The organism is Vibrio sp. 10N.286.52.C3 (assembly GCF_041468865.1).
Lineage (GTDB): Bacteria > Pseudomonadota > Gammaproteobacteria > Enterobacterales > Vibrionaceae > Vibrio > Vibrio crassostreae_C.
In genome coordinates this window covers 12,317-38,334 of the sequence record NZ_JBFRJM010000031.1, presented here as the reverse complement: position 1 = coordinate 38,334, position 26,018 = coordinate 12,317, and the positions used below count along the sequence as shown (strand labels likewise).

The window sequence follows — 26,018 nt, the reverse complement described above, 5'->3', positions numbered from 1 at the left end:
TATGGAACAGTTGGTGTGCCACAGGTTGGCAAGTTTTGGCTAAACTTGAACTATCGTTGATGATTTCTGCTAATATTCACCAAATAATTAACGGATTTAACTAATGTTCGGCATTTACTATGGATAGAATTGATAGGCATCTTCTCGAACTGCTACAAAAAGATGGCAGGTTAACCACGGCTGAACTTGCTGATGAAGTGGGTTTATCACCTTCGCCTTGTGCAAGACGAGTCAAAAGGCTAGAAGAAAAGGGCATTATTGACGGTTATCGTGTGAGCTTGTCACGAGAACAAGTCGGCATCGCAATGAGTGTGTTTGTTGAGGTGAGCCTAAACAACCACCAAGAAGTGTCGATAGATAAGTTTGAGGCGGCTGTTGTAGAGATGGAAGAGGTGATCAGTTGCCACGTTGTATCTGGGGCTTATGACTATTTGCTAGAAGTGGTTAGCCCGAACTTGATGGCCTACGAGGCATTTACAAGAAAACTTCAAAGGCTCTCTAACGTGAAAGATATTCATACCCACCTTGCGATAAGACAAGTAAAAGGCAATGCACCACTGCCAATTTATACCGATTAAGCCAAACTCTGAGCAGTAACACGAAGGCAGAATGAGCTGAAAACGAAATGGTTTACTCCTGAAGTAGAAGCGCGGTCAATATCAAAAATCATCCATTAAGTGTCAGGCTTCAGGCAATAAAAAACGGAGCACCTCGTGAAAGGTACTCCGTATATGATAGGTGCAAAACTTAGTGATACTTAAAGTTAGAGATTGAACAATCCCCAGTTTGTGCATTAATTCTGAATGAAAAAGCATGTGAATGATAATCCACGCCGTCATTCCAAATTGTCTCTCCAAATATCTTACATAGCTCTAGCTCACTTACTGAACCGAACTCTTCCATGTGTTTAGCTACAGATAAAAGTTTACCTCTTATCTCTGCAGTCCATTCCGTGTTACTCAAGCAGTTGAAAGCCATAGTCTTTTGCATATTACCTAGCCAAAATGTTTCTTGTTATTAAGTTATATGAAGATTCATGATAACAATTTTCTGGCGTTTGTAAATCTATTTTGTGATGAATATCTCACATACTCGCTTGCATTGGTCGGAAATTGAACATCATTGTTGATAGATAGCACATTACTTTTACAACCTATTGATAAAGCTTTGATTAACGAGTTCTTAGAATATTATGAATGGGATTGAGCATATTTATCGGAAAAGTCCAGTCGAACGAGTGAGAGAATCTAATGGTGATTTCAGTTTGATGCATCGTTTGCTGGTTGGTTTATGTGGCGCGCTTCATCAATCATCGTCGCTTCTCTGCGGTATTTTGAAGACAGCTGACGGAATTTTTCACTGAGTGTATGGAGATCTCGGGAGAGTGATTGTGAGCTTTGTACGTGCACCTTTGCGCTTTCTGCCTGGCGCGGGAGTCTTGCTTTGGTGCAGTGTTTGGCGACGGCTTGCCATGAATACGCTAGAGAGTCAGCGCCTTCAAGTTCACTAGACACAAAATACGCCTGTTGTAGCAAAACCTCGGAGACGTCATACGCGGTATTCATATGACTATTGAGCTGCACATTAAACCTTTCTTCGTACTTTGCCCAAAGCTCAATGATCTGCTTTTCATTAAAGTGTTTAGATAACAATGTCTGTGACTCATAGGTTGAAAGAACTTGGTTGAACTCTTTGGTGTACTGATTATAGCGACCTTCAAAAGAGAGCTGACGATCCAACAGTGTTTGCCAGTTTTCACGGTCACAATGATTCGCTAGAGTGACCTTGGCACTCAAAGTTACGCTTACAATGATAACTTTCCCCCAAAAACTCATGACTTTCCTCTACTTACCGTGCGCTCTATTGAGAGTATAGATGAGCAGCAGCATGAGTTGATGTACACTTGAGACATACCTATAACGGAAGAGCTGGTGGATTTGATGAAAAAAGCGCTGATCGCTTTACTTGTGTTGTTGATATTGGGCGGAGGGGGAGGAGCGGCATACTACTTCTTAGTCATGAATAAAGACCCAATCCCACAAGAGAAAACGGAAGAGCCGGCGTTAGAAGCTACCGAGCAATCTGAATCTGACCTCGTACCCATCATGGATCTTCAGCCTGAACCCGAGCAGACGGAATTTTACGTTTTGGAGAGAAAGCTTGAAGTGGTCGAGCAACCTGAAATTGATGGCTTGATAACAGATTACCTCTATAAAGGAGAAAAGGTGGAGGTACTCGAGAAACAAGGCGAATGGGCACGTATCTCAGACTATATAGTCCTTAAAGAAGGCGGCCCACAGACGGCGGAATGGGTCTCTATGTCAGGCTTATCGAATGATGAAGTCATTATTTCGGAAAAAGAAAGCAAAGAGATATTGGATTCCTATTTGGTTAAGTCTGATGACCTCAAGCTCCATCAAGAAAAATTCCGCAATTCGGTGGCTAAACTGATCTCTGAGGGGGAGTGTGCCCCAAGTGATTTTGAAGAATTAGGCGGATGGGTGAAATCTGTTAAGTACAGTCACAGAGATGTCTATTTTATTTATTGTGGTGGGTTGTCCCTTGAAAACAAAATTTATCTTGATGTAAATACAAATGAAATATTTACGAAGTAAGATCCCACGCTCAATTTATTAATGCTATTTACTTAAGCCCACTCATAGATTGAGTGGGCTTTTTTGTCTATTCATAATGCTCATCGTCCCCATTTAGAACGTTAATTATATTGAAGCTCATATAGAATCATTAGGAACCATTTATTAATTTCTAATAATAGTTTTGTTATTATTCTCGTGATCAATCATTTCAAATTCCCACATTGCATTATTCTTGAAACAAGCTGGGAGATATAGATTTATCTCGTATTAACAAAGGCTTATCTGCTTGTTGATAAAAGTAAAATTAAATAAACCTTATTAATATCAGAGCTTTGCGTTAATTTACATGTTCGTAACATTTCATTAATTTTGGGATGCAAGTCTAGTTTTTAATCATAATACGAAAATATTTTATATTTGTAATAATACTTTTTGATTTTGAGTTGTAGGGTTTAATTAAAGCAAAACGTAAAGTTTAATTATCAGCTAAGACATTATCTTATTAACATCATTGTTATTTAATTGCTTGTAAGGGATGGAACCATTAATGAAAAAGCTTGCTTTAATTACAGGGTCAAAAGGCGGTATCGGCTCAGCAATTTCCTCTAAATTAGTTGCAGACGGCTATCGTGTTATCGCGACTTATTTTACTGGAAATTACCAATGTGCCTTGGATTGGTTTAACGAAAAACAATTCACCGAAGATCAAGTGAGATTGTTTGAATTAGATGTTACCAATACTGCGGAATGTGCGCTGAGCTTAAGCAAGTTGTTAGAAGAAGAAGGCACGGTGGATGTACTAGTCAATAACGCAGGTATTACACGTGATAGCGTCTTTAAAAAGATGGATGCCGAAGCGTGGAAAGACGTGATTGAAACAAACCTAAACAGTCTGTTCAACGTGACTCAACCTTTGTTCGCTCCTATGTGTGAGAAAGGTAACTGCCGTGTCATCAACATCTCTTCCGTCAATGGTCTTAAAGGTCAATTTGGACAGACTAACTACTCAGCAGCGAAAGCTGGAATGATTGGTTTTTCTAAAGCTTTGGCTGCAGAAGGCGCTCGTAGCGGCGTAACCGTGAACGTGATTGCCCCTGGCTACACAGCAACTCCTATGGTTGAGCAAATGAAGCCTGAAGTACTGGATTCAATCAAGAACCAAATTCCGATGAAACGCTTAGCAACACCTGTTGAAATTGCAGACGCAGTGGGCTTTTTAGCGAGTGAATCTGGCGCGTACATTACAGGCGAAACATTGTCTGTGAATGGCGGCTTGTACATGCAGTAATTGGCGAAACTGAAGGGGTTGGAATGATGGAAAAAGTATTTATTGTTGCGGCTAAGCGCACTCCTATTGGTGCATTTACCGGGTCGCTAAAAAACGTATCTGCGGGTGAACTGGCTGGCGTTGCGATCAAAGGTGCACTTGAGTCTGTCGATCTTTCGTTAGATGCGATTGATGAAGTAATCGTCGGCAACGTGATTTCGGCAGGTCAAGGCATGGGGGTTGCTCGTCAGGCTTCCATCTATGCAGGGCTTCCTGAGGAAACACCAGCATACGGCGTGAACATGATTTGCGGCAGCGGAATGAAATCAGTGATGGACGCAGCGGCGCACATCAAAGCACAAGATGCTGAAGTGGTTATTGCTGCTGGCGTTGAAGTGATGTCACAAATTCCTTTTGTGGTACCAGCGAGCGTTCGTAATGGTCACAAAATGGGTGACATCTCAATGAAAGACTTACTGGTTGGTGATGGCTTAACCGATGCGTTTAATCACTACCACATGGGCATGACCGCTGAAAATATCGCGAACACGTTGAATATTTCGCGCCTAGCTCAAGATAACTATGCCTTAGAAAGCCAACAAAAAGCCGTTGCTGCGATTGAGGCGGGTAAGTTTAACGAGCAAATCGTGCCTGTAGAAGTTAAGCAGCGCAGACAAACCGTCACTTTTGATACCGATGAGTATCCGAAGTCAGACGCGACATTCGAAGGTCTGCAAAAGCTTCGTCCAGCTTTTGACCGTGAAGGGTCTGTTACGGCAGGTAACGCTTCGGGCATCAATGATGGCGCGAGTGCAATCATCTTAGCCTCAGAGAGTGCAGTAGCGAAATACGGACTGACACCACTGGTAGAGCTAACGAGCTACGCACAGTCTGGATTAGATCCAAAGATTATGGGTTTAGGCCCAGTAGAAGCCGTTTCTAAAACGCTTGATAAGGCGAATCTCACTCTAGAAGAAGTAGATTTGTTTGAATTGAATGAAGCGTTTGCAGCACAAGCTCTTGGCGTAATGTACCAATTGTCAGAGCAGCATGACTTACCGCTTGATGAGTTTAAGCCAAAGGTCAATGTGAATGGTGGTGCAATCGCGCTTGGCCATCCTTTAGGTGCTTCAGGCAATCGAATTATTGTTTCACTCATCCATGAAATGCTTGAACAGAAAACGACTTATGGCGTTGCTTCACTCTGTGTGGGTGGGGGAATGGGAACCGCTGTTTTGCTAAAAGGTATTGAAGGTTAGAGCCTGATATATCGGTAGCAAGCTTAAATATCGGATCAGCTTTTCAAAGCATCGCGAGTTAATCGATGAGCGTTGGCTGAAACGATAGTGACACAAATTTATTAAACTATGTATTCATCAGGAGTTACTTATGTACACGGATATTTTCAAAACAATTACTGACCAAACTGAAAAGCAATTTGAACCGTACTTAAAGTTCAACAAGTTGGTTGCAAAGAACGTCCAAACGATGACAGAACTGCAAATGAATGCAATGCAGACTTACACGAACATGGGTCTTGCGCAAATGAAAGCAGTGACTGAAATCAAAGACGTGACTAGCCTAACGGCGTTCAACAGCCAGCAACTAGCAGCGCTAACTCAATTGTCTCAACAGATGATGAGTGATAGCTCAAAAATGCAAGCTGCTGCAAAAGAGTTCAAAGAAGATGTTGAAACACTAACAACTGAAAACTTGAAAACAGTTACACCTGCATAAATAAAATCGCTATCGAGTCAGCACAGTGTTTACTGTGAGGCTCGGTGGCGATTTTCCGATTATTGGAGTCATGTTATGTTTCAACACTTCTTTTCGGACTACCTTGTTAAACTTCAACAAACAAACCAGCAATGGTGGGAAAACTTTGAACAAAACAAGGAAGCCGCGCAATCTCCCCTAAATCAAGCGATGCAAGAGTTGAATTTTGATGATGCGTCAAAAATCTTCGAGCAAGCCGCTAACCAACCCGCCGTTCTCCTTCAGTTACAATCCCAGTGGTGGGAACAGCAACTTAAGATTTGGCAAAATGCCGCACTGATGGGTAATACCGAAAGCGTCATTACTGAAGAGCGCAGTGATAAACGCTTTATTGATGAAGCGTGGAAAAATGACCCGTTTTACAGCTTTATCAAGCAGTCTTATTTGTTATTCAGCAAAAGCTATATAGACACCATTAATTCAATCGAAGGCATAGACGAGAAAACTAAGGAACGTGTGGCGTTCTTTTCACGTCAGGCTATCAATGCTCTTTCTCCTAGTAACTTCATTGCGACTAACCCAGAGTTGATGAAGCTAACGCTTGAGCGCAATGGTGAGAACTTGCTAGATGGGCTAGAGCAGCTACAAGCTGACGTTGAAGCGAGCGCGGATATCCTCAAGATCCGTATGACCAACAATAATGCCTTCCGATTAGGTGTTGATGTTGCGAACACGGAAGGTGATGTCGTTTTTCAAAATGATCTGTTCGAGCTTATTCAATACTACCCAAAAACACCTCAGGTGAACGCCACGCCTTTGTTGATCGTTCCTCCATTCATCAATAAGTACTACATTCTCGACCTTCGTGAAAAGAACTCAATGGTTCGTTGGTTGCTTGAGCAAGGGCACAGCGTCTTCATGATGTCTTGGCGCAACCCAGGTGAAGCGCAAAAAGACTTAGAGTTCGGTGACTATGTCACGGAAGGCGTAGCGAAAGCCGTGACGGCAATTGAAGATATCACGGGTAAAGAGCAAATCAATGCTGCAGGTTACTGCATTGGTGGTACTGTTCTCGCTTCAACGGTCGCTTACTATGCTGCTAAAAGAATGAAGAAACGCATTAAAACTGCGACCTTTTTTACGACTCTATTAGACTTCTCTCAGCCGGGAGAGGTTGGCGCATATATCAATGAAACGATCATTAACGCCATTGAGAAACAGAACGATGCTAAAGGATTCATGGATGGTCGTTCATTAAGCGTGACATTCAGTTTGCTTCGTGAAAACAGCCTGTATTGGAACTACTACATTGATAACTACCTAAAAGGCAGCAGCCCAATGGAGTTTGATCTGTTGTACTGGAACAGTGACAGCACTAACGTTGCAGCTAAATGCCATAATTTCTTGCTGCGTGAGCTTTACCTTGAGAATAAACTTGTTCAAGACAAAGGCGTGAAAGTAGGCGGTGTCTGGATTGATCTCAATAAGATAAAAATACCAAGCTACTTCATTTCAGCGAAAGAAGATCATATCGCGCTTTGGCAGGGGACTTACCGTGGTGCCTTGAATACCGGTGGCAACAAGACGTTCGTGCTTGGTGAATCTGGTCATATCGCGGGTATTGTTAACCATCCAGATAAGAAGAAGTACGGGTTCTGGCTGAATGACAACCTAGACGACTCGGCGGATGAGTGGCTAACTAATGCGACTCATAATGAGGGGTCTTGGTGGACACACTGGAATCAGTGGCTACAAGGTTTTGAAACTGACGAAAAAATCGAACCTTTCAATCAAGGCTCAGAGCTTAATCCTGTGATTGGCAAAGCGCCAGGCAACTATGTAAAACAGGTGCTGCCGATTGTCGATCAAGAGCAGGTTGATAAAGAGACCGCAGAGAAAGAAGCGCCAGAAAACGAAGCTTAGGGCGTTAAGTCACATTCAATTATAAAGATACACAACGTCAGATAATAAAAAAGCCACTGAAATTGAAGTGACCCCGTAAAGTTGGACATTTCTGTTAAGCGGCTTTCAAGGCCTGAGTTCGATATTCTATCGGAGTCAGGCCTTTTAGTTTCACTTTTATACGCTTGGTATTGTAGTACTCGATGTATTCTTTAATTTGCTCTATCAGAGCATCTGCATCTTCAAAGCTTTGGTTGTGATACATCTCGGTTTTGAGTAAAGCAAAAAAGTTTTCAGCAACAGCATTATCCAAGCAGTTGCCTTTTCTCGACATGCTTTGCGTTAACCCACCCTCTGCTACCTTTTTCTGATACTGTCGATGGCGATATTGCCAACCTTGATCGCTGTGTATAATTGGCTTTGAGTTAGGTTTAAGCGTTGATATAGCCTCCGTCAGCATATCCGTGACGAGCGGCAAGCAGGCATTTTTGGCCACTCTATAAGCAACCACTTCCTGAGTAAACAAGTCGACAACGGGAGACAAGTATACTTTCTGCTCTTTGACTTTGAACTCCGTGACATCAGTTACCCATTTTTCATCGGGTTGAGTCGCACTAAAATCTCTTTCAAGAACGTTGGGAGCTGCTTTTCCTGACTCTCCTCGGTATGAACGATACTTTTTAATCCTGACCGTCGATTTAAGGTTGAGCTGAGCCATAAGCCTTTGAACCGTTTTGTGATTAAGCACGAACCCCTGATTTTTTAGTTCCAAGTGAATACGGCGGTAGCCGTATCGCCCCTTATGTTCATGATAAATTGACTTTATCAACCGCAGCTCACGTTCGTAGCTATTTGGGCGCTTGCTCGTTTGAGCCTGATAATAAAAGACACTTTTTGCCAGCTGTAGAGTGTGCAGTAAGTGCTTTAACGGGTACTTGCCTTTAAGAGTTAGAGCTATGACCGCTTTTTCTTTGTTCGACGGTTTTTTTCCTGCTCCAACTCTTCCAACTTTTTTAGAACGGCATTCTCGGTTCGTAAGTAAACCAACTCCTCTTTTAGCTCCTCAAGTGTCATTTCATTATCAGGCTTAGTGGTACGTTGAGGTTGCTGTTTCATTGAGGGTCTTCCTTTCTGGCGCATTTTGAGCCCTTTGATACCGAGCTCATTAAATCTTTTGAGCCAGACAGAGAGTATCCCAGGGGATGAGAGGTTTAATACTGCGCTAGTGTGCGTGAGAGACCATTCATTCGTCCACATTAAATTCAATGCTTTTCGTTTTGTTTGAGCAGTCTCGGCATGCTTAGTTGATAAAAATGAATCAGTACCATGGATGGCAAAGACTTGAGCCCAATACCGTATCTGCCTTGAAGAAATTGAATATTGTTTTGCTAAGTAGAGAGATGACGTGCCATCTAAGTATTGCTTAGCAATGATACATTTTAGCTCTCGGCTATATTTGGACATAAAAAGACCCCCAATAATTGGTGTCCAACTATTGGGGGTCAGTTCAAATCAGTGGCTTTTTCGTATCAACTCATATCAGAATTATCTGGTAGAAGTTGATGGAATCTCGATTGTTAATCGATTTCTTTGTCTTTACCCATAGATAAAATCCAAAGAGATACGGCTGCAACACCTGCAAAGCCACCAAGAATGATAACTGGCATAGCGCTGTAACCTAGGATGTGCCAAATTACGCTTTCTAAAGTACTCATTCAATCGCTCCTTATTGCCAGCCTTCAACGCCGTGCATGTCTGGTAGTTTGTGTGCAATACCTTTGTGACAGTCTACACACGTTTTTTCACCAGAAGCTAGCGCAGTCGAGTGTTGTTTCGCACTACGGGGGCTCTGCTCTGAGAAGTCCATGTAATCGAACTGGTGACAGTTACGACACTCAAGTGAATCGTTCTTCTTCAATCGAGCCCATTCGCGTTCCGCTAGGTGAGCACGACGTGCTTTGAACTTTTCTTCAGTATTGATGGTTTGCGCAATAAAGTGTGCGTATAGCTCTTTAGATGCTTGAACCTTACGAACAATTTTATCTGTCCATTCATGAGGAACGTGACAGTCTGAACAGATAGCACGAACACCAGAACGGTTAGAGTAGTGAATTGTCTCTTGGATTTCAGCAACGATAGGTGCGTGACAGCCAGAACAGAATTCTTCCGTGTTGGTTGCCTCCATACCCGTGTTGAATGCCCCCCAGAACAAAAGACCACCCGAGAAACCCAAGAACAAAACAACGCCTACGGCTGCTTTGCTTGGTGTCGCAAGTCTTTTCCAAAACGCTTTAAGTAATTTTATCATATATAGCCTCTCTTACAGTCCGGCTACGATTAACGCAGTGAATCTACAGGTTTGAACTCGTTCTCAACTAGTGGCTTAGCATTAGCTTGAGGTACGTGACACTGTAGACAGAAGTAACGACGAGGTGATACGTCTGCAAGTACCGCATCTTCACGGTTCATGTAGTGAGTTACACTCACTTTAGTAGCACCCATTTCTTTTGCGTTTTTCCAGCTGTGGCAAGAAAGACACTTGTTAGCGTTAAGAGAAACTTCATAGCTACGAATAGTATGAGGCACTAGAGGTGGTTGGTATACGTAGTCACTCTCAAGTACTTGGTCACGAGGGAACTTTTTGAAGTCATCTGCTGCGCGAGTTGCTTCAAGTTCACTTGCACCACGTAGAGATTCTACGCCACCAATGCCGCCTGGGTTATCCAGTTCAGCTTCAGCTTGAACTGCACCAGCTAGCAAAAGACCAGCTGATAGTAGGGCAGTAATCAGTTTTTTCATGGTTAATTTCTCCGCCTAAAGGCTAATTCTTTGAGTGGACTACTTCTTTCAAAAAGTAACGAAAAAAGCAGTCGCAATATTAAAAACGTCAGATCTACGAGCTAAGTGGTAAGAACATATTGTCCTTAAGCGACCTTAGTGATCTTAACTGGACACTTCTTGTAATCCGTCTGTTTAGACAGAGGATCCGTTGCATCCAAGATCAACTTGTTGATCAGAATTCTTGCATCAAAGAATGGTACGAATACCAAGCCTTGTGGTGGACGGTTACGACCACGAGTTTCAACACGAACGCGTACTTCACCACGTTTGTTTTCGATAAGAACTTCATCACCACGGCGAAGACCACGAGCTTTAGCATCAGCAGGGTGGATGTAACAAAGTGCATCCGGTACTGCTTTGTAAAGTTCTGGTACACGACGAGTCATAGTACCTGTGTGCCAGTGCTCAAGAACACGACCTGTACATAGCCACATATCGTATTCATCGTTTGGTACTTCAGGTGGCGCTTCGTATGGTGCATTGATGATCAGTGCTTTACCATCTGGTTTGCCGTAGAAGTCCCAATCAGAACCTTTCTTAGCATATGGATCTGAACCTTCTTTAAAGCGCCATAGTGTCTCTTTACCGTCAACAACAGGCCAACGTAGACCACGAACTTGGTGGTAGCGATCGTATGGTGCTAAATCGTGACCGTGGCCGCGACCAAAGGCTGCGTATTCTTCGAATAGACCTTTTTGAACGTAGAAACCTTGAGCTTGTGCATCGTCGTTAAGCTCTTGAGCTTCAGACAGTGGGAATGCATCAACGTTGCCGTTTTTGTAAAGCACGTCGTACATGGTTTTGCCACGGTACTCAGGCATTTTCGCAACCAGTTCTTCACCCCAAACTTCTTCAATAGTGAAGCGCTTAGAGAATTCCATGATTTGCCATAGGTCAGACTTAGCTTCACCTACAGTTTTCACTTGTTGGTACCATGCTTGTGTACGACGCTCTGCGTTACCGTAAGCGCCTTCTTTCTCAATCCACATTGCTGTTGGAAGGATGAGGTCAGCCGCTTGAGCTGTTGCCGTTGGGTACGGGTCAGAACATACAATGAAGTTATCTGGGTTACGGTAACCTGGCAGACGTTCAGTGTTGATGTTTGGACCCGCTTGCATGTTGTTGTTACACATTACCCAGTAAGCGTTGATTTTACCGTCTTTCAACATACGGTCTTGAAGAACAGCGTGAGCGCCGGGTACCGGTGGAATGGTGCCTTCTGGAAGTTTCCAGATATCTTCTGCAATTTTACGGTGTTTAGGGTTAGCAACCACCATATCGGCAGGTAAACGGTGAGCGAATGTACCAACTTCACGCGCTGTACCACACGCTGACGGTTGGCCAGTTAGTGAGAATGGGCTGTTACCTGGAGTAGAAATCTTACCTGTAAGAAGGTGGATGTTGTACACAAGGCTGTTCATCCATACGCCACGAGTATGTTGGTTCATACCCATAGTCCAAAGTGACATTACTTTGATGTTTGGATCGGCATATTGCTTAGCCAGCTTGATAAGGTCTTCTTGAGATACACCTGACATTTCAGACGCTTTCTCAACTGTGTATTCAGCAACAGACGCTTTGTAGTCTTCGAAAGAGATAGCAGTCATTTCGCCTGAGTTAGGGTTTGCGGCTGCTTTCTGTAGTGGATCATCGTCACGCAGACCGTAACCGATGTCTGTCGTTGCTTGCTTGAAGTTCGTGTGCTTGTTCACGAAGTCCCAGTTAACCGCATCGTTTTGGATGATGTAGTTTGCGATGAAGTTTGCTATCGCAAGGTCAGACTGAGGGTTGAAGATGTAACCCGTGTCTGCAAGCTCGAAAGAACGGTGGTAGTAAGTAGACAGTACGTTTACTTTAACGTGTGGGTGGCTTAGACGACGATCTGTAATACGAGTCCATAGTACTGGGTGCATTTCTGCCATGTTTGAACCCCACAGTACGAATGCGTCTGCGTGTTCAAAGTCATCGTAACAACCCATTGGCTCATCAATACCGAAAGTGCGCATGAAGCCTACTACAGCAGAAGCCATACAGTGACGAGCGTTTGGATCTATGTTGTTTGAACGGAAACCCGCTTTCATCATCTTAACGGCTGCGTAGCCTTCCATTACTGTCCATTGGCCTGAACCGAACATACCAACACCTGTTGGACCGTTCTTCTTCAGTGAAGCTTTCCATTTCTCAGCCATCACGTCGAACGCTTTGTCCCAAGATACGGGTGCGAAATCACCATCTTTATGGAACTCACCATCTTTCATACGAAGAAGAGGTTGTTCTAGACGGTCTTTGCCGTACATGATTTTTGAAAGGAAGTAGCCTTTGATACAGTTAAGGCCTTTGTTTACAGGAGCTTCTGGATCGCCTTGAGTCGCAACAACTTTGCCGTTTTGAGTACCTACTAGTACCGAACAGCCCGTACCACAAAAACGACAAGGCGCTTTATCCCACGTGATTTTTGTTTGATCAGAGCTAGCGATCAGGTTGGTTGCTGTTGCCGGTAGTGTTACACCTGCAACGGCTGCCGCTGATGCAGCTGCGTTTGCTTTCACAAACGCACGTCTTGTCATTTTCATACTTCACCCTCAAGTTGAGAATTGTTGCTTCCAGTTTCTAAATCCGTTTCGTCGAGTCCAGTTTCGATTTGGTGATAAACCAAAGCTGTCCCTAAAACGTTCTTAATGTTGTTTATTGCTTCGATGGTGTCCGTTATAAAACCTTGGTTTTCAGTTTCTAGGACCACGATGATTTTGCCTTCAGGGCTATCTCCGTAGATTTCAGCGTTATCGAATTGCTCGATCTCCGCTTTGATCTCATTTAGATGCTCAGGGCTCACATGCACGACTAAACTTGATATATGCACTTCATTTAGTGCCATAAATTGCTCTCGTTATTTTTGTTTTATGCATTACTCACAAGAATAGCCGAAGTAGGGCAAATTGCTACGCAGGCGCCACAACCGCTACACTCATCTAACTTGATTTTTGGTAGAGCAACACTGCCTGCTCTAAGTTGAAATTGAATGGCCATAGGTTCACACATGTCACCACAGCTTCGGCATTCAACATTTTGTTGCGCTAAACACTTATCAGAGATTTGTGCTTTTGCTTGCCAAGGCTCTCCTTGCTTTGGCTTAAAAATGGGTTCGGGACAAACATCTGCACATTGATAGCAGAACGTACACTCATCAATAGAGAAATCTACAGTGGGAAAACCACCATCGCCTACAATGATTATCTTAGTCTCACAACTCTCGATGCATTTACCGCAGCGAGTACAGTCATCTGTAAAGCTTTCTAGGCTGTCAATCCAAGGCAAACGAATCTGGCTTGAGTCAACTTTTCGTCTTGAAAAAAGACGGCGTTTTGATAGATCTACCACTAGATACCTATAGATGTTACTAAGATGTTGTAATTGTAGGTCATTATTCTATTAATATCTTGTAATGAGTCCTCACAAGTAGTGTAGTTTTAGAAACAATTGTATAAATACCCCCTAAGGGCTAATTGGGGGCATATATTGTCTTAGATCAATAAATTACGGAGCGAGTGATCACATATTGAATGGAGCTATGATTTTTGATGTGTGACAATACGATATCGCTGGCAAGTCATTTATCAATAGGAAGGCACTTTTGCTTATAAAACCGGTTTCATCTGTAACAAGTACGATAGCAAAATCTTTGCTCTCTATACTGCTGTTGTCGGTTGCTACGACTGGCTTTGCCATCTTTACTTTGGCTTCAAGTTTGAATGATGCGGAAGCGGTTAACGTGGCCGGTTCAATGCGAATGCAAAGCTACCGTTTAGCCCATGATATTCAAATAGAATCTGTCGATTATGAATCTCATATTCGTGAATTCGAAAGTTCTCTTTACTCGCCATCCATGACTAATTTGGTCAGTTGGAATGTTCCGACAGACATCACAGAAGATTACTATTTAATTATCGGCCGTTGGCATGAGCTAAAACAGGTCTTGAATAGCGAAGAGCGCGATCACTATCTCGTGTTGGTTGAAAACTTCGTGGCTGAAATCGATGGCTTCGTTTATAAGCTGCAAGAGTTCTCTGAAGACAAGTTAATAAAGTTAGCGTGGGCTGGTGGTATCGGCCTTGGTGGGATTCTGGTCATATCTCTTTTTGTTGTTCACTTTGTACGTAAACAGGTTGTTAAACCGCTACATGCTCTTGTCGGTGCGAGCCAAAGAATCAAAAACAGCGACTTCGAGGTAGAACTCAAGGTGACCAGTAACAACGAAATGGGCATTTTGACCAAAACCTTCAACTCGATGGCCAAAGATTTAGGCGTGCTTTATCGAAACCTTGAAGATGTGGTGGATGCAAAGACGATTGAGCTACAAAACGCTAACCAATCACTCCAGGCGTTGTATCACTCTTCACAAGAGCTGACCGTAACACGTATCGCCCCAGAGAATTTCCGAGCAATCCTCCAACACCTCGTGAGCTTAGAGGGCATCGAATCGTTAAGGCTAGAGATTGTAGACAACTCAGGTCGTTCACTGATTATGGATGAAGGGTACGACTCGAACTTAGACTATGAAAAATTTGAAATGAAGCTGGATGATAATGAGCTTATCTTGGGCTATTTATATTGTTCATATCATCATGGCCATTCAACCAGGACGCTGATTGATAGTTTTATCCAACTCTTATCGCGAGCTATCTATTATAATCGTGCGCAAAAAAAAGCTGAGCAGCTTATTATTATGGAAGAGCGTGCAACAATTGCACGTGAACTGCATGATTCACTGGCTCAATCACTGTCGTACTTGAAAATCCAAGTGACATTGCTGAAGCGTGTGATTGGCAAACTGCCAGAGCAACAACACCGAGAGCAGTCGGAACAAATAGCGTCGGAAATCGGTAACGGTTTGGCTGATGCCTATACTCAGTTACGAGAGTTGCTCACAACCTTTAGGTTGACGATAAAAGAGGGCAACTTCGGAGAGGCTTTGAGCACCATGCTTGAAGAACTCAGCGAAAGAACAGAAGCGAAGATTAACCTAACCAATAATCTTTCATCGATTGAGCTTGATGCGCACAGTCAGGTTCACTTGCTTCAATTGATTCGTGAAGCAACAATAAACGCAATAAAACACGCCAATGCCGACTTGATAGATGTATGCTGTATCGATGAGGAAGGTGAAGTATTCGTCGTGATTAAGGATAATGGAGATGGCTTTGACCCAAGTAGTTCGAAGATGAACCACTATGGGATGAGCATTATGCAGGAGCGTGCGGCAAGACTGAATGGCGACTTAACGATTGAAGCGGCTCAAGGTGAAGGCTGTACAGTCATATTGAAATATAAAAGTTTGAAGGAAGTTAAAGTTGACGATTTGTAAAGTAATGCTGGTTGATGACCATCCATTGATGCGCAGAGGTATAAGCCAATTACTGAGCTTTGAAGATGAATTCGAAGTGATTGCAGAAGCAAGTAACGGTACTGAAGCGGTCGCTCTTGCCCATGAAGAAGAACCTGATTTGATCCTTTTGGATCTCAATATGAAGGGCATGTCTGGTTTAGATACCTTGAAAGCACTTCGCACTGACGGTTCTAGCGCAAACATTGTTATTCTAACGGTTTCTGATAGCCCTGCAGACATTGAAGCGATTGTAAAAGCAGGCGCTGATGGCTACTTGTTGAAAGACACTGAACCCGATGAGTTAATTGAACTGCTTAAGCAAGCAAACAGCGGTGACAAGGCTTACAGCAGTGTGGTTGCTCGTTACCTAAATGATGCTGGAAGCCGCAATGATATCTTCGAACAACTGACTGAACGTGAAATGCAGATCCTTCAAGAAGTCGCGAAAGGTTACCGTAATAAGCAGATCGCCGATCACCTGTTTATTTCTGAATCGACAGTTAAGGTACATATGAAAAGCTTGTTGAAAAAGCTGCAAGTGCCTTCCCGTACCGCTGCAACGGTTCTGTATCTAGAACGCTATGGTGAAATGAAGTAGGGCTTGTTCCTTTGAGATAACACTATTTCAAGCCTGACTGTTTATACATTTTGTACATGTCTCGATAGTTTTAACGATGTTGAGAAAGTGACATTAAAAAAGGCGCTGAACTTATTAAGTTCAGCGCCTTTTTGTTTACGCATTTTATATTCAGTATTGGTGTTCGTTTGTTCTTCGTTCTTTGAGATTAGAAACTTAAGGCTTACGCCGACATTGGAACCAATACAAGCGTACCGAAGATAACCGTAATAAGACCACAGATTACCGGTACAGACGTACGTTTTACGACTTCAAATGGGCTGATTTTACCCATACCAGAAGTCGCTACGATTACGCCAGATACTGGTGAAATTGTACGACCTAGGTTCGATGCTTGAAGCATTGGGATGATTAGGAACGCTGGGTTCAAGCCCATTTTCGCCGCTAATGATGGAGCCAGTTCTACGAATGCATAGAAAGGTGCATTACCTGAACCTGTCGCAATTGCCGCAGCAACCGTTAGACCTGTGAGGATAAGCATCAATGCGATGCCGCCTGCGCCTGCAGATTCGGCAAGACCGATTAGGTTATCAATTGCACCGATAGACATTAGACCTTGAGCAAATACGCCCGCCGCAACCAACAGCATTACCACGCCTTTGAACGCGTCAGCCATGCCTTGGTAGCAAGAGTCTAGATCTTCTAGTGTTTTCTCGCCATCAAACTTCTTAACAACGTAATCGATAACTGCTCCTACGAAGATAGAACCTACCACAATAGTGTAGATATCAAGTGAAAGCCCTGGAATCGTACGACCGTTGAATAGGAAAACGCCGATGATAGGTAGGAATGGAAGTGCAGCGTAGAAAGCCGGCGCCGTTGTTTCGATTTCAGAAACGTCTACTTTTTCCATTGGTGTGTTTTCTTTCTTATCTAGGTATTTGTTCCAGAAGAAAGCCGCACCCGCCATCACGATGATCGCACAGATAGAAACAGGCAGTACCGTTTGAACAGCAAACACATCAAGAGACATGCCTGATTTTTCTGCCGCGATAACCACATCACCAGACGTTGGTGAAAGAATGATGGCTGCAGGTGACGCACAAACTGCAACTGCCGCTGGGCGAGAAATACCCATTGCCGTCATCATTGGGAATAGGGTTGCCATCAATAGCACACCAAGACCCGTTGCAGAACTTACTGCTAGAGACATCAGACACGCTACGATGTAAGCCGCAACAAGAAGTACATAGGGAGATTTGATCGCAGCAAGCGGTTTAGAGAACTGTTTCACTACCACGTTGTTAGCACCAATGTGCGTCATGTAAGAAGCAAAACCACAAAGAAGCATGATTTGCATGCCTAGGCCGCCCCCGCGGTACTGAAGCATGTATTTAACAAATTCTAGTGAGTCGGTAACCATGTTACCTGTTGAAGCTACCTTAGCTGGTAAGACTGTGTGACCAATAAGGCCGGTGATAAGAAGTAGGGCAAGGCCAGCAGTTAGTAATACACCCGCCGCTTTATAGCCTTTTACAATAAAGTAACCAACAGCAATAGTAATCACTAATCCGATCAAGAGCTCTAACATAGAAATCTCCACAAAGTTTAAAAAATATAAGAAAGTGTTTCAGAATATGACAATGAATGTACAGAAAACTGCACTGTGGCACGAGGCATAGTTGAGGTTGATATGATCTAAGACAAACATTTTTTTCGATGTTAATTGTGGTTGTAAATCGTGAATAACTACTGTTGTTTAGATGTTAATAAACAAATTTTGTGGCTTGTTAGAATATAACTTGGATCACCTTTGGTTGTTCTATTTGCATATGGTGGTGTTGTTTTATAAATCGCGAGTATTTTTTGTACTTTGGAAGGAAACGTGTAACGAAGTGGGTGTTTATCGGAGTAAAGAGGTGAGAATCTTAGCTTTTAAGCTTACTTACATTTAAAGATTACTTATGTTTAACGCCTACTTACTTCCCATAAGTAAGCGCTAAAACACAAGTTATAATAAGGCGATTCTTCAGCTTCTTCGTTTAACTCAGAACCTTCATTTAATACGACTTCGTCCTCGAGTACCACTTCTTCAACTTCTTCTGCGAATAGGGGCATAGAGAAAGCGATTAGAACTAAAGGTAGCTTTGGTAGGAATCGTGTGTATGAAATTGTATTTGCTAATGGGTGCGATGTTCGTGAGATAGTGTGTTTCGACATAATGGTTTTGTATATAAAGTGATTTAACACGACGAACTAAGTGTTAGTCTGATGAGTAGACAGTGATCGAATCGAACCGTTGGCATTGTCGGCGCAGGCTCCATCGCAATCGACTCCCAATTAATTTTTGGGGTCGGAATGGTATGCACGGATTGGATTAAGTGGAGGTGCTGATTGAATAAGCTCACTTCACTTACAGCGTCCTCAAGTTGTTTGGTATTCATCTACATTCCTGTCGACTGTTGTTCTTGTAATTTGGCGCTTAGTTTATGGTCAAAGCGCCAGAACAGTATTTAAATGAATGTGAATGATCTTTCGTGAGGTTACTTGATATTGGTTTAGGAATATTTGGGTAGGAAAGTTGGTTTTATGATTGATTTAACAGCATAGAAACACAGAGAACAAGGCGCTCTCTGTGTTGGTCATTTTGCTATTATCTGAACTCGCTGATGAGCATTATCTCTGGCGTCTTGCGACCAAAGTGAATCGGTAATCGTTAGACGTGAAGTAGTTGCGGCTGTATTCAAATACAGTGTTATTGGCGAGGTAACCGCGAGTACGTTTTTCAATGATAGGCTGAGCTGGGTCAATACCTAACTGTTTAGCAACGTCTTCAGGCGGAAGAATCGGTACCAATTCCTGCTCACTTCGATCAATCACCATGCCTTTGGTGTTCTCAATAAAGTCGTATTTTGATGTCTGCATCACTTGATAGGTGAGATCTGGGAATAGAGCAACAGGTAACCAAGTTTCTTCAACCGTGATTGGATTGTTGTCTATGAAACGAACACGTTTTACGTAGAAAACCAATTCGCCTTCTTTGATATCTAAATGTTCAGACATCGCCAAAGAACACGGCTTCATTTCGAAGGCCAGAACTTCACTGTGTGTAACCACATCCAAATGCGCCCACTTTTCTTGAAAGCTCGACTGTTTGTAGATGTCGTAATTGATCTTGTTCTCTTTTACGTAAGTGCCGCTGCCTTGAACGCTTTCAAGCTCATCGTTTTCGATCAGTAGTTTCAGTGCTTGCCTAACCGTTACGCGGCTTACCTGGAATACTTCACGCAATTGCGCTTCCGTTGGGAGTGCTTCTCCAACTTTATATTCTCCAGAACTGATCTTTTCTCTTATTGCATCGGCGATTTGGCGATACATAGGGAGTCTTGCCATTTTTGCCTCATTTGTGCGCTAGGACAACTAGACTTTGATTAACAACCTGTACCTTAAATACGTAAATTTGCTCTATATAAGCTTTGCTTTAAAGGTTAGTGTGAGCATCGTATTGGCGTTTTGTAGTACATATAATACAAATTAAACGATACATAACAAGCTTTCTTAAAGGATTTACCAATACAGTTTTAAATACAAATTAAATACAAATATGTATTGATGAGATCGTGATCACGGATTAAATGTCTTGAAGTTGTATTATTCATCTCGTCGACAGGGACGACTGTCGTACTAATCCGTGACTATGGGACAAAGGTTATGAAACTTACTACTCTAACGAATAAGTCGCTCGTAAATCTGCAAACTACGTTTAGCAGTCGAGAAGAAGCGATTTACGCACTTGCTGACCAACTGGATCAGCAAGGCAAACTGCATAACAAGCAAGAGTACCTTGATGCAGTATTTGCTCGTGAAGAGCAAGGCCCGACAGCGCTTGGTGAAGGCCTAGCAGTACCGCATGGCAAGACTGACGCGGTTAAAGAAGCTGGCTTCGCTGTAGCAACGCTTAAAGAAGACATGAAATGGAAAGGCTTGGATGAAGACGAAGATGTAAATCTTATCTTCCTAATTGCGATTCCAAATGCAGAAGCGGGTTCTACCCACATGCATCTGCTCACTGCATTGACAACTACATTGGTTGACGACGATGTTCGCGAAGCGGTATTAAAAGCGACAACGGCTGAAGAAATCTTTGCGCTTCTTGATGGCGACAATCAACAAGAAGAAAAACAAGACAACTTAGATACAAATGCACCGACAATTGTATGCGTTACTGCTTGCCCTGCAGGTATTGCTCATACTTATATGGCGGCAGAATACCTAGAAAAAGCCGGCAAAAAGCTTGGCTACAAGGTTCATGTTGAAAAGCAGGGCGCAAACGGTATTGAAGATCGCTTAACTGCGGAACAACTTAATAATGCTGTAGCGTGTGTGTTTGCTGCTGAAGTTGCGATTAAAGAATCTGAGCGCTTTAATGGCATTCCTCGTGTTGAAACCCCAGTTGCAGAACCGATTAAGCACGGTGAACGCATTCTTAATGAAGCGATTGAAGAGTCGAAAAAAGGTAACGGTGCAGAACGTAAAGTTGCTACCGATGACAAACCGAAGAAACTACCGTTGAAAACTGAGCTTAAACAAGCACTGCTTTCTGGTATTTCTTACGCGGTTCCTCTTATCGTTGCTGGTGGTACTGTTCTTGCGGTTGCTGTTCTTATCGCGCAAATTTTTGACCTGCAAGAGCTCTACGCAACAAAAGATTCTTGGCTATGGATGTATCGCAAACTAGGTGGCGGCCTACTGGGTACATTGATGGTGCCAGTACTGGCGGCTTACACAGCTTACTCATTAGCAGATAAACCGGCACTTGGTCCTGGTTTTGCCGCAGGTATTGCAGCAAACATCATTGGCTCTGGTTTCCTAGGCGGTGTTGTTGGTGGTTTGATTGCTGGTTACGTGATGCGTTGGGTAAAAGAGCATGTTCGCTTAGGCCCTGCGTTTAACGGCTTCCTTACTTTCTACCTTTATCCGGTGATCGGTACTTTGGTGGCAGGTAGCTTGATGCTATTTGTTATAGGTAAACCTGTAGCGTTCCTAAACCAAGGTCTAACGGACTGGTTGAACGGTATGTCTGGCACCAATGCGCTGTTATTGGGTGCGATTCTTGGTCTTTTTGTATCATTCGACTTAGGTGGTCCGGTAAACAAAGCCGCTTACGCATTCTGTTTAGGTGCAATGGCGAACGGTGTTTATGGCCCATACGCAATCTTTGGTTCAGTAAAAATGGTATCGGCGTTCACCGTAACGGCTTCAACCATGATTGCTCCACGCCTATTCAAAGACTTTGAGATTGAAACCGGTAAATCTACATGGCTACTTGGCCTAGCGGGTATTACCGAAGGTGCAATCCCAATGGCGATTGAAGATCCAATCCGTGTAATCGGTTCATTCCTACTAGGCTCTGTGGTTACAGGCGCGATGGTTGGTGCGGCAGGTATCGGTCTATCGACTCCGGGTGCAGGTATTTTCTCTATCTTCTTGTTACACGATTCAGGTTTGGGCGCATTCTCTGCTGCTGCAATCTGGTTCGGTGCTGCGATTGTCGGCACAGTGATTTCAACTGTTACTCTTCTGATGTGGCGTGGTCACGCTGTAAAAAAGGGTAAGTTTGAAGCAAGTACTGCAACACAGAACTAACTGAATTTTGAGTTAGCTCCTAACTCACTGCGAAATCAATATATAAAAAATAACAAACAACTGGCTGTCCTAAATACCTGTGCTCCTAACGGTTTTATTCACACAGATTCTGGGCGTGGTTTTCTGCACCCTAAATTTAGTGACAGCCAATTTTAACCCCTTGAAAAAATTTAATTTAGTCGTATTTGGGTTCGAACTTTAGTTTTACTCGAAGCGACACATTTAGGTAAATGATTATGACTACATCACGCGTACATATTACTCCTCACATGCACTGGGATCGTGAATGGTATTTCACAACAGAAGAGTCTCGTATTCTTCTTGTGAACAACATGGAAGAAATCATGAACCGTCTGGAGAGCGATCCAGAATACAAATACTACGTTCTAGATGGTCAAACCGCCGTTTTAGAAGACTACTTCGCAATCAAACCAGAAAACACAGAGCGCGTAAAAGCATTGGTTGAAGCGGGCAAGTTAATTATTGGCCCTTGGTATTCTCAAACCGACACAATGCAAGTTTCTGGTGAGTCAATTGTACGCAACATGATGTATGGTATTCGTGACTGTATGAAGTTTGGCGATGCAATGAAGATTGGTTACCTACCAGATTCATTTAGCATGAGCTCACAGCTGCCAATGATCTACAACGGCTTCGACATCACGCGTGCAATGTTCTGGCGTGGTTGTTCAGAGCGTCATGGCACCAACAAAACAGAATTCTTATGGCAGTCTAATGACGGCAGTGAAGTAACGGCACAAGTGCTTCCGCTGGGTTACGCGATTGGTAAATACCTTCCACAAGACGAAGAAGGCTTGCGTGCTCGTTTAGATAAGTACTTCCCAGTGCTAGAAAAGCCATCGGTGACTAAAGATATCTTGCTACCGAACGGCCACGACCAAATGCCGATTCAAAAAGACATCTTTGAAGTAATGGACAAACTTCGCGAAATCTACCCAGATCGCGAATTCTCAATGAGCCGCTTTGAAGAAGTATTCGAAAAAGTAGAAGCAGCACGCGACCAACTCGACACAATTAAAGGCGAATTCAACGACGGTAAATACATGCGTGTTCACCGTACTATTTCGTCTACGCGTATGGACATCAAACTGATCCATGCGGAAATCGAAAACAAGATTGTAAACATCCTAGAACCTCTAGCGTCTATCGCTTGGACATTAGGTTTCGAATATCACCACGGTTTGATTGAGAAAATGTGGAAAGAGAGCATGAAGAACCATGCTCATGACTCTATTGGTTGCTGTTGTTCAGACAAGGTACACGCTGAAATCCTAAACCGTTACATCCTTGCGGACGACATGGCGACAAACCTAATCCACTTCTACAAACGTAAAATCGTTGACCATATGCCGGATCGCGAAGGTTGCGACAAACTGGCGATGTTTAACCTTTCTCCGTATGAGCGTGAAGAAGTGGTGAACACAACCATCACTATCCGTGCTCAAGAATTTTCTATCTTTGATGAAAACGAAAACCCAGTTGAATACTTCATCCAAGACAAGCGCCAAATCGACCCAGGTAAAGTAGACCGTCAAATCGTTCACTACGGCAACTACGACCCTTTCATGGAGTTTGATATTCAAATCAAACGCACTGTACCAGCGATGGGTTTCACCACGTTACACATCCAAGGTAATGAGAAGGGCGCAGTTAAAGTCGCAGAGCAGAAAGACTACTTGCTAGAGAACGAATACTACCGAATTAATGTAAACGACAACGGTACTCTGACTATTTTCGATAAAGAGACAGAGCAAGTATTCGACCAAGCACTTCGTTTAGAAGATGGTTCTGATGACGGCGATGAGTACGATTACTCTCCATCTCGTCAAGAGTGGCTGTTGTACTCTGATGAATTCCCGGTAGAAACATCAATTGACCACCAAGGTTTCCAATCGGTAGCAAACATCGCTTTCCGCATGAACGTGCCAGCAAACCTTACAGAGCGTGAAGAACGCACGGGTCAAAATGGATTCGTTGAAGCGCAATGCCAAGTGGTATTGAAGCAAGGTTCTCGCCGCATCGAAGTCCGTATGGAATTGGACAACCAAGCCGACGACCACCGTGTACGTGTATTAGTACCTACGCCATTTATTTCTGAAACTGTGGTAGCAGATAACCAGTTCGGTTGTATTACTCGACCAACCAATGACCCTGCAATGGCGGTTTGGGAAAAAGAGAAGTGGAAAGAAGCACCGGTTCCTGTGTATCAGTTAATGAACTTTGCTGCGCTAGAAAACGGCAAAGCGGGTATGGCTATTATGTCGAATGGTCTGCGTGAATTTGAAGTGATTGCATCTAAAGGTGACGAAAATAGAGATACCTTCGCACTGACACTATTCCGTGGTATTGGCGTGTTGGGTAAAGAAGAGCTATTGCTTCGTCCGGGGCGTCCTTCTGGTATCAAGATCCCGACCCCAGATTCACAAGTGCGCGGCAAATTAGTGTGTGAATTCACACTGTGTGGCTTCTCTGGTAACCATATTGACGCGAACATCATGGCGCAAGCACGTGACAATGTCACTCTAATCGAATGCTACAACAAGATCCCTTACAACGCGATGAAGCTCAACGTGGGTGAGCAGAACCTACCGATGAGTTTTAGCCTTCTGTCTAAGCAACAATCAGGCGCGGTGTTGAGTGTGCTGAAGAAAGCGGAAGACGAAGATGCACTGATCATGCGTGTCTACAACCCGGCAGAATCGGGTTCAGTATCGGATTCAATCTCTTTTACTCAAGCGGTTTCAAGCTGGAAAGAGACAAGCATGGACGAGCGCGTACGCGAAGGTGATGTAGCATCTGAAGAGTTCGGCCAGATAGCACCTTGCCAAGCAAAAACATTCCAAATCAAATTCTAATTTCGATAACCCGCTCACCTTGGTGGGCGGGAATGGTGAACGACAATGAAAATTGTAATTGCCCCTGATTCATTTAAAGAATCACTCGACGCTCATCAAGTTGCGTCTTGCATTGAGCGTGGATTTGCCGATGTTTTCCCTTACGCAGAGTTTGTGAAAATGCCACTCGCCGATGGCGGAGAAGGCACGGTAGACGTGTTGCTAGAGGCGCTCAATGGTAAGAAGCGACGGCTGCACACGACGGATCCAATCGGGCGTGAATGTACGGCTTATTGGGCTTCGTTGGAACAGACTGTTGATGGCGCCAACGTAAAAACTGCCTTGGTGGAATTTGCTCAAGCATCGGGTTTAGACCTATTAACCGTAGAAGAAAGAGCACCGTTAACCGCATCTTCGTTTGGTACTGGGCTATTGATCAAAGATGCACTAGATCAAGGTGTTGAACAAATCATTATTGGTTTGGGCGGCAGCGCAACCAATGATGCAGGTGCTGGAATCTTACAAGCGTTGGGAGGCAAGTTATTAGACAAGCAAGGCAACGAGCTATCTGGTGGCGGCGCCGAATTAAGCCGGTTAGCAAGCATCGATCTTGAAGGACTGCACCCTAGATGCAAAGAAGTGACGTTCGTGGTCGCGTGTGATGTGAATAATCCATTATGTGGCGAAAGCGGAGCCAGTACTGTGTTTGGTCCGCAAAAAGGCGCATCAAAAGCTCAAGTTGAACAACTTGATACTGCGATCGGGCACTTTGCCGATATCGCTCAAGCACATACGGGTACTAATCATCGCGACACAGCTGGATTTGGTGCTGCTGGTGGTACACCTCTGGGGTTAAGTCTTGCATTCAATATCCAAATTAAAGCGGGTATTGAGATGGTATTAGATGCCTTGGATGCAGATAAGGTTCTTGAAGGTGCTTCACTGGTCGTGACCGGAGAGGGGCAGATGGACAACCAAACCCTGCAAGGTAAAACACCTTTCGGCATCGCTCAGCGAGCTCAAAAGTTGAGTATTCCAACCATTGGAATTGCGGGCTCTTTGGGGCAAGACGTTGAAAAACTTTACGGCTCAATGTCTAGCTTATTTGGAACCGTACGTTCACCTCAGTCTTTAGACCAAGTTTTATCAGAAGCGAATCAAAACCTGACTCGCACTGCCCGTAATATCGCCGCCACGCTCAAGCTTGGTAGCCAGATTTTTAATGAGAAGTAAT

24 protein-coding genes are annotated in these 26,018 nt (G+C 43.5%); 11 read left to right on the top strand and 13 right to left on the bottom strand.

Features of this window, described 5'->3' with window-relative positions:
- Nucleotides 1-119 precede the first annotated feature (119 nt).
- Complete coding sequence (locus AB4138_RS13310; protein ID WP_017062622.1) at nucleotides 120-578, top strand: Lrp/AsnC family transcriptional regulator; 459 nt, start codon at nucleotides 120-122, stop codon at nucleotides 576-578.
- A 169-nt stretch (nucleotides 579-747) separates the two neighbouring features.
- Here the strand turns inward: AB4138_RS13310 and AB4138_RS13305 are convergent, their stop codons facing one another.
- Together AB4138_RS13305 and AB4138_RS13300 are read right to left on the bottom strand one after the other, a co-directional pair.
- On the bottom strand, nucleotides 748-990 hold the full coding sequence (locus AB4138_RS13305) for a hypothetical protein (protein ID WP_017062621.1): 243 nt from the start codon (nucleotides 988-990) through the stop codon (nucleotides 748-750).
- A gap of 269 nt (nucleotides 991-1,259) precedes the next feature.
- Entirely contained in the window at nucleotides 1,260-1,835 is a 576-nt protein-coding gene (locus tag AB4138_RS13300; RefSeq protein ID WP_372306308.1) for a hypothetical protein, read from the bottom strand.
- 96 nt (nucleotides 1,836-1,931) lie between these two features.
- Between AB4138_RS13300 and AB4138_RS13295 the strand changes: the two genes are divergently transcribed.
- From AB4138_RS13295 to phaC, 5 genes are all read left to right on the top strand, one after another.
- A complete protein-coding gene (locus AB4138_RS13295; protein WP_372306305.1) occupies nucleotides 1,932-2,615 on the top strand; it encodes an SH3 domain-containing protein in 684 nt (227 codons plus the stop codon).
- Between the two features lie 529 nt (nucleotides 2,616-3,144).
- Nucleotides 3,145-3,885 carry an SDR family oxidoreductase gene (locus tag AB4138_RS13290; protein WP_017062618.1) on the top strand — a complete coding sequence of 247 codons (741 nt, stop codon included), beginning with the start codon at nucleotides 3,145-3,147 and terminating at the stop codon, nucleotides 3,883-3,885.
- Nucleotides 3,886-3,911: 26 nt separating this feature from the next.
- Nucleotides 3,912-5,123, top strand: coding sequence for an acetyl-CoA C-acetyltransferase (locus tag AB4138_RS13285; protein WP_029236542.1), 1,212 nt, complete (start codon nucleotides 3,912-3,914; stop codon nucleotides 5,121-5,123).
- A 130-nt stretch (nucleotides 5,124-5,253) separates the two neighbouring features.
- A complete protein-coding gene (locus AB4138_RS13280; protein ID WP_017062616.1) occupies nucleotides 5,254-5,601 on the top strand; it encodes a phasin family protein in 348 nt (115 codons plus the stop codon).
- A gap of 75 nt (nucleotides 5,602-5,676) precedes the next feature.
- Nucleotides 5,677-7,503, top strand: a complete 1,827-nt coding sequence (gene phaC / locus AB4138_RS13275; protein WP_017072236.1) for a class I poly(R)-hydroxyalkanoic acid synthase — start codon at nucleotides 5,677-5,679, stop codon at nucleotides 7,501-7,503.
- A 94-nt stretch (nucleotides 7,504-7,597) separates the two neighbouring features.
- Here the strand turns inward: phaC and AB4138_RS13270 are convergent, their stop codons facing one another.
- From AB4138_RS13270 to napF, 8 genes are all read right to left on the bottom strand, one after another.
- Entirely contained in the window at nucleotides 7,598-8,440 is an 843-nt protein-coding gene (locus AB4138_RS13270) for an IS3 family transposase (protein WP_106427036.1), read from the bottom strand.
- Nucleotides 8,437-8,946 (bottom strand): helix-turn-helix domain-containing protein, encoded by a 510-nt coding sequence (locus AB4138_RS13265; protein ID WP_102448114.1) that lies wholly within the window; start codon nucleotides 8,944-8,946, stop codon nucleotides 8,437-8,439. Before AB4138_RS13265 ends, AB4138_RS13270 begins: the two co-directional genes overlap by 4 nt.
- 113 nt (nucleotides 8,947-9,059) lie before the next feature.
- Complete coding sequence (locus tag AB4138_RS13260; protein ID WP_010430103.1) at nucleotides 9,060-9,197, bottom strand: TIGR02808 family protein; 138 nt, start codon at nucleotides 9,195-9,197, stop codon at nucleotides 9,060-9,062.
- Between the two features lie 11 nt (nucleotides 9,198-9,208).
- On the bottom strand, nucleotides 9,209-9,790 hold the full coding sequence (locus AB4138_RS13255; RefSeq protein ID WP_372306302.1) for a NapC/NirT family cytochrome c: 582 nt from the start codon (nucleotides 9,788-9,790) through the stop codon (nucleotides 9,209-9,211).
- Between the two features lie 29 nt (nucleotides 9,791-9,819).
- Complete coding sequence (locus tag AB4138_RS13250) at nucleotides 9,820-10,281, bottom strand: nitrate reductase cytochrome c-type subunit (RefSeq protein ID WP_017062614.1); 462 nt, start codon at nucleotides 10,279-10,281, stop codon at nucleotides 9,820-9,822.
- A gap of 125 nt (nucleotides 10,282-10,406) precedes the next feature.
- Nucleotides 10,407-12,896 (bottom strand): periplasmic nitrate reductase subunit alpha, encoded by a 2,490-nt coding sequence (gene napA / locus AB4138_RS13245; RefSeq protein WP_017062613.1) that lies wholly within the window; start codon nucleotides 12,894-12,896, stop codon nucleotides 10,407-10,409.
- Nucleotides 12,893-13,198, bottom strand: a complete 306-nt coding sequence (locus tag AB4138_RS13240) for a chaperone NapD (protein ID WP_372306299.1) — start codon at nucleotides 13,196-13,198, stop codon at nucleotides 12,893-12,895. The genes napA and AB4138_RS13240 overlap by 4 nt, the downstream gene beginning before the upstream one ends.
- 23 nt (nucleotides 13,199-13,221) lie before the next feature.
- Nucleotides 13,222-13,701, bottom strand: a complete 480-nt coding sequence (gene napF / locus AB4138_RS13235) for a ferredoxin-type protein NapF (protein ID WP_017067052.1) — start codon at nucleotides 13,699-13,701, stop codon at nucleotides 13,222-13,224.
- Nucleotides 13,702-13,954: 253 nt separating this feature from the next.
- Here napF and narQ point away from each other — a divergent pair, with 253 nt between their 5' ends.
- Both narQ and AB4138_RS13225 read left to right on the top strand, forming a co-directional pair.
- Nucleotides 13,955-15,685, top strand: coding sequence for a nitrate/nitrite two-component system sensor histidine kinase NarQ (narQ, locus tag AB4138_RS13230; RefSeq protein WP_372306296.1), 1,731 nt, complete (start codon nucleotides 13,955-13,957; stop codon nucleotides 15,683-15,685).
- Entirely contained in the window at nucleotides 15,672-16,304 is a 633-nt protein-coding gene (locus AB4138_RS13225) for a response regulator (RefSeq protein ID WP_372155612.1), read from the top strand. The genes narQ and AB4138_RS13225 overlap by 14 nt, the downstream gene beginning before the upstream one ends.
- Nucleotides 16,305-16,506: 202 nt before the next feature.
- Here AB4138_RS13225 and dcuC read toward each other — a convergent pair whose 3' ends face one another.
- The 3 genes from dcuC to AB4138_RS13210 form a co-directional block, all read right to left on the bottom strand.
- On the bottom strand, nucleotides 16,507-17,874 hold the full coding sequence (gene dcuC / locus AB4138_RS13220; protein WP_017062608.1) for an anaerobic C4-dicarboxylate transporter DcuC: 1,368 nt from the start codon (nucleotides 17,872-17,874) through the stop codon (nucleotides 16,507-16,509).
- 377 nt (nucleotides 17,875-18,251) lie between these two features.
- The gene (locus tag AB4138_RS13215; protein ID WP_133151380.1) at nucleotides 18,252-18,503 is read right to left on the bottom strand and encodes a hypothetical protein; all 252 of its coding nucleotides are present in this window, start codon (nucleotides 18,501-18,503) and stop codon (nucleotides 18,252-18,254) included.
- 456 nt (nucleotides 18,504-18,959) lie between these two features.
- Nucleotides 18,960-19,676 carry a GntR family transcriptional regulator gene (locus tag AB4138_RS13210; RefSeq protein WP_372306293.1) on the bottom strand — a complete coding sequence of 239 codons (717 nt, stop codon included), beginning with the start codon at nucleotides 19,674-19,676 and terminating at the stop codon, nucleotides 18,960-18,962.
- 318 nt (nucleotides 19,677-19,994) lie between these two features.
- On the opposite strand from AB4138_RS13210, the gene mngA reads away from it, so the two are divergent.
- The 3 genes from mngA to AB4138_RS13195 all read left to right on the top strand — a co-directional run bounded on the left by mngA (nucleotide 19,995) and on the right by AB4138_RS13195 (nucleotide 26,017).
- Entirely contained in the window at nucleotides 19,995-21,929 is a 1,935-nt protein-coding gene (mngA, locus tag AB4138_RS13205; protein ID WP_004731291.1) for a PTS 2-O-a-mannosyl-D-glycerate transporter subunit IIABC, read from the top strand.
- 236 nt (nucleotides 21,930-22,165) lie between these two features.
- Nucleotides 22,166-24,805 (top strand): mannosylglycerate hydrolase, encoded by a 2,640-nt coding sequence (gene mngB / locus AB4138_RS13200; RefSeq protein WP_372306290.1) that lies wholly within the window; start codon nucleotides 22,166-22,168, stop codon nucleotides 24,803-24,805.
- A gap of 45 nt (nucleotides 24,806-24,850) precedes the next feature.
- Nucleotides 24,851-26,017, top strand: coding sequence for a glycerate kinase (locus tag AB4138_RS13195; RefSeq protein WP_372306287.1), 1,167 nt, complete (start codon nucleotides 24,851-24,853; stop codon nucleotides 26,015-26,017).
- The last annotated feature ends 1 nt before the right edge of the window (nucleotide 26,018 follow it).

What these genes read in the sequence shown, in the direction of transcription:
- AB4138_RS13240 (WP_372306299.1), bottom strand. Translation starts at nt 13,198, where the DNA reads ATGGCACTAAATGAAGTGCATATATCAAGTTTAGTCGTGCATGTGAGC.
- dcuC (WP_017062608.1), bottom strand. Translation starts at nt 17,874, where the DNA reads ATGTTAGAGCTCTTGATCGGATTAGTGATTACTATTGCTGTTGGTTAC.
- mngA (WP_004731291.1), top strand. Translation starts at nt 19,995, where the DNA reads ATGAAACTTACTACTCTAACGAATAAGTCGCTCGTAAATCTGCAAACT.
- AB4138_RS13280 (WP_017062616.1), top strand. Translation starts at nt 5,254, where the DNA reads ATGTACACGGATATTTTCAAAACAATTACTGACCAAACTGAAAAGCAA.
- AB4138_RS13210 (WP_372306293.1), bottom strand. Translation starts at nt 19,676, where the DNA reads ATGGCAAGACTCCCTATGTATCGCCAAATCGCCGATGCAATAAGAGAA.
- AB4138_RS13285 (WP_029236542.1), top strand. Translation starts at nt 3,912, where the DNA reads ATGGAAAAAGTATTTATTGTTGCGGCTAAGCGCACTCCTATTGGTGCA.
- AB4138_RS13305 (WP_017062621.1), bottom strand. Translation starts at nt 990, where the DNA reads ATGCAAAAGACTATGGCTTTCAACTGCTTGAGTAACACGGAATGGACT.
- AB4138_RS13255 (WP_372306302.1), bottom strand. Translation starts at nt 9,790, where the DNA reads ATGATAAAATTACTTAAAGCGTTTTGGAAAAGACTTGCGACACCAAGC.
- AB4138_RS13300 (WP_372306308.1), bottom strand. Translation starts at nt 1,835, where the DNA reads ATGAGTTTTTGGGGGAAAGTTATCATTGTAAGCGTAACTTTGAGTGCC.
- napA (WP_017062613.1), bottom strand. Translation starts at nt 12,896, where the DNA reads ATGAAAATGACAAGACGTGCGTTTGTGAAAGCAAACGCAGCTGCATCA.
- AB4138_RS13260 (WP_010430103.1), bottom strand. Translation starts at nt 9,197, where the DNA reads ATGAGTACTTTAGAAAGCGTAATTTGGCACATCCTAGGTTACAGCGCT.
- mngB (WP_372306290.1), top strand. Translation starts at nt 22,166, where the DNA reads ATGACTACATCACGCGTACATATTACTCCTCACATGCACTGGGATCGT.
- AB4138_RS13310 (WP_017062622.1), top strand. Translation starts at nt 120, where the DNA reads ATGGATAGAATTGATAGGCATCTTCTCGAACTGCTACAAAAAGATGGC.
- AB4138_RS13290 (WP_017062618.1), top strand. Translation starts at nt 3,145, where the DNA reads ATGAAAAAGCTTGCTTTAATTACAGGGTCAAAAGGCGGTATCGGCTCA.
- AB4138_RS13250 (WP_017062614.1), bottom strand. Translation starts at nt 10,281, where the DNA reads ATGAAAAAACTGATTACTGCCCTACTATCAGCTGGTCTTTTGCTAGCT.
- phaC (WP_017072236.1), top strand. Translation starts at nt 5,677, where the DNA reads ATGTTTCAACACTTCTTTTCGGACTACCTTGTTAAACTTCAACAAACA.
- AB4138_RS13195 (WP_372306287.1), top strand. Translation starts at nt 24,851, where the DNA reads ATGAAAATTGTAATTGCCCCTGATTCATTTAAAGAATCACTCGACGCT.
- AB4138_RS13215 (WP_133151380.1), bottom strand. Translation starts at nt 18,503, where the DNA reads ATGTCGAAACACACTATCTCACGAACATCGCACCCATTAGCAAATACA.
- AB4138_RS13265 (WP_102448114.1), bottom strand. Translation starts at nt 8,946, where the DNA reads ATGTCCAAATATAGCCGAGAGCTAAAATGTATCATTGCTAAGCAATAC.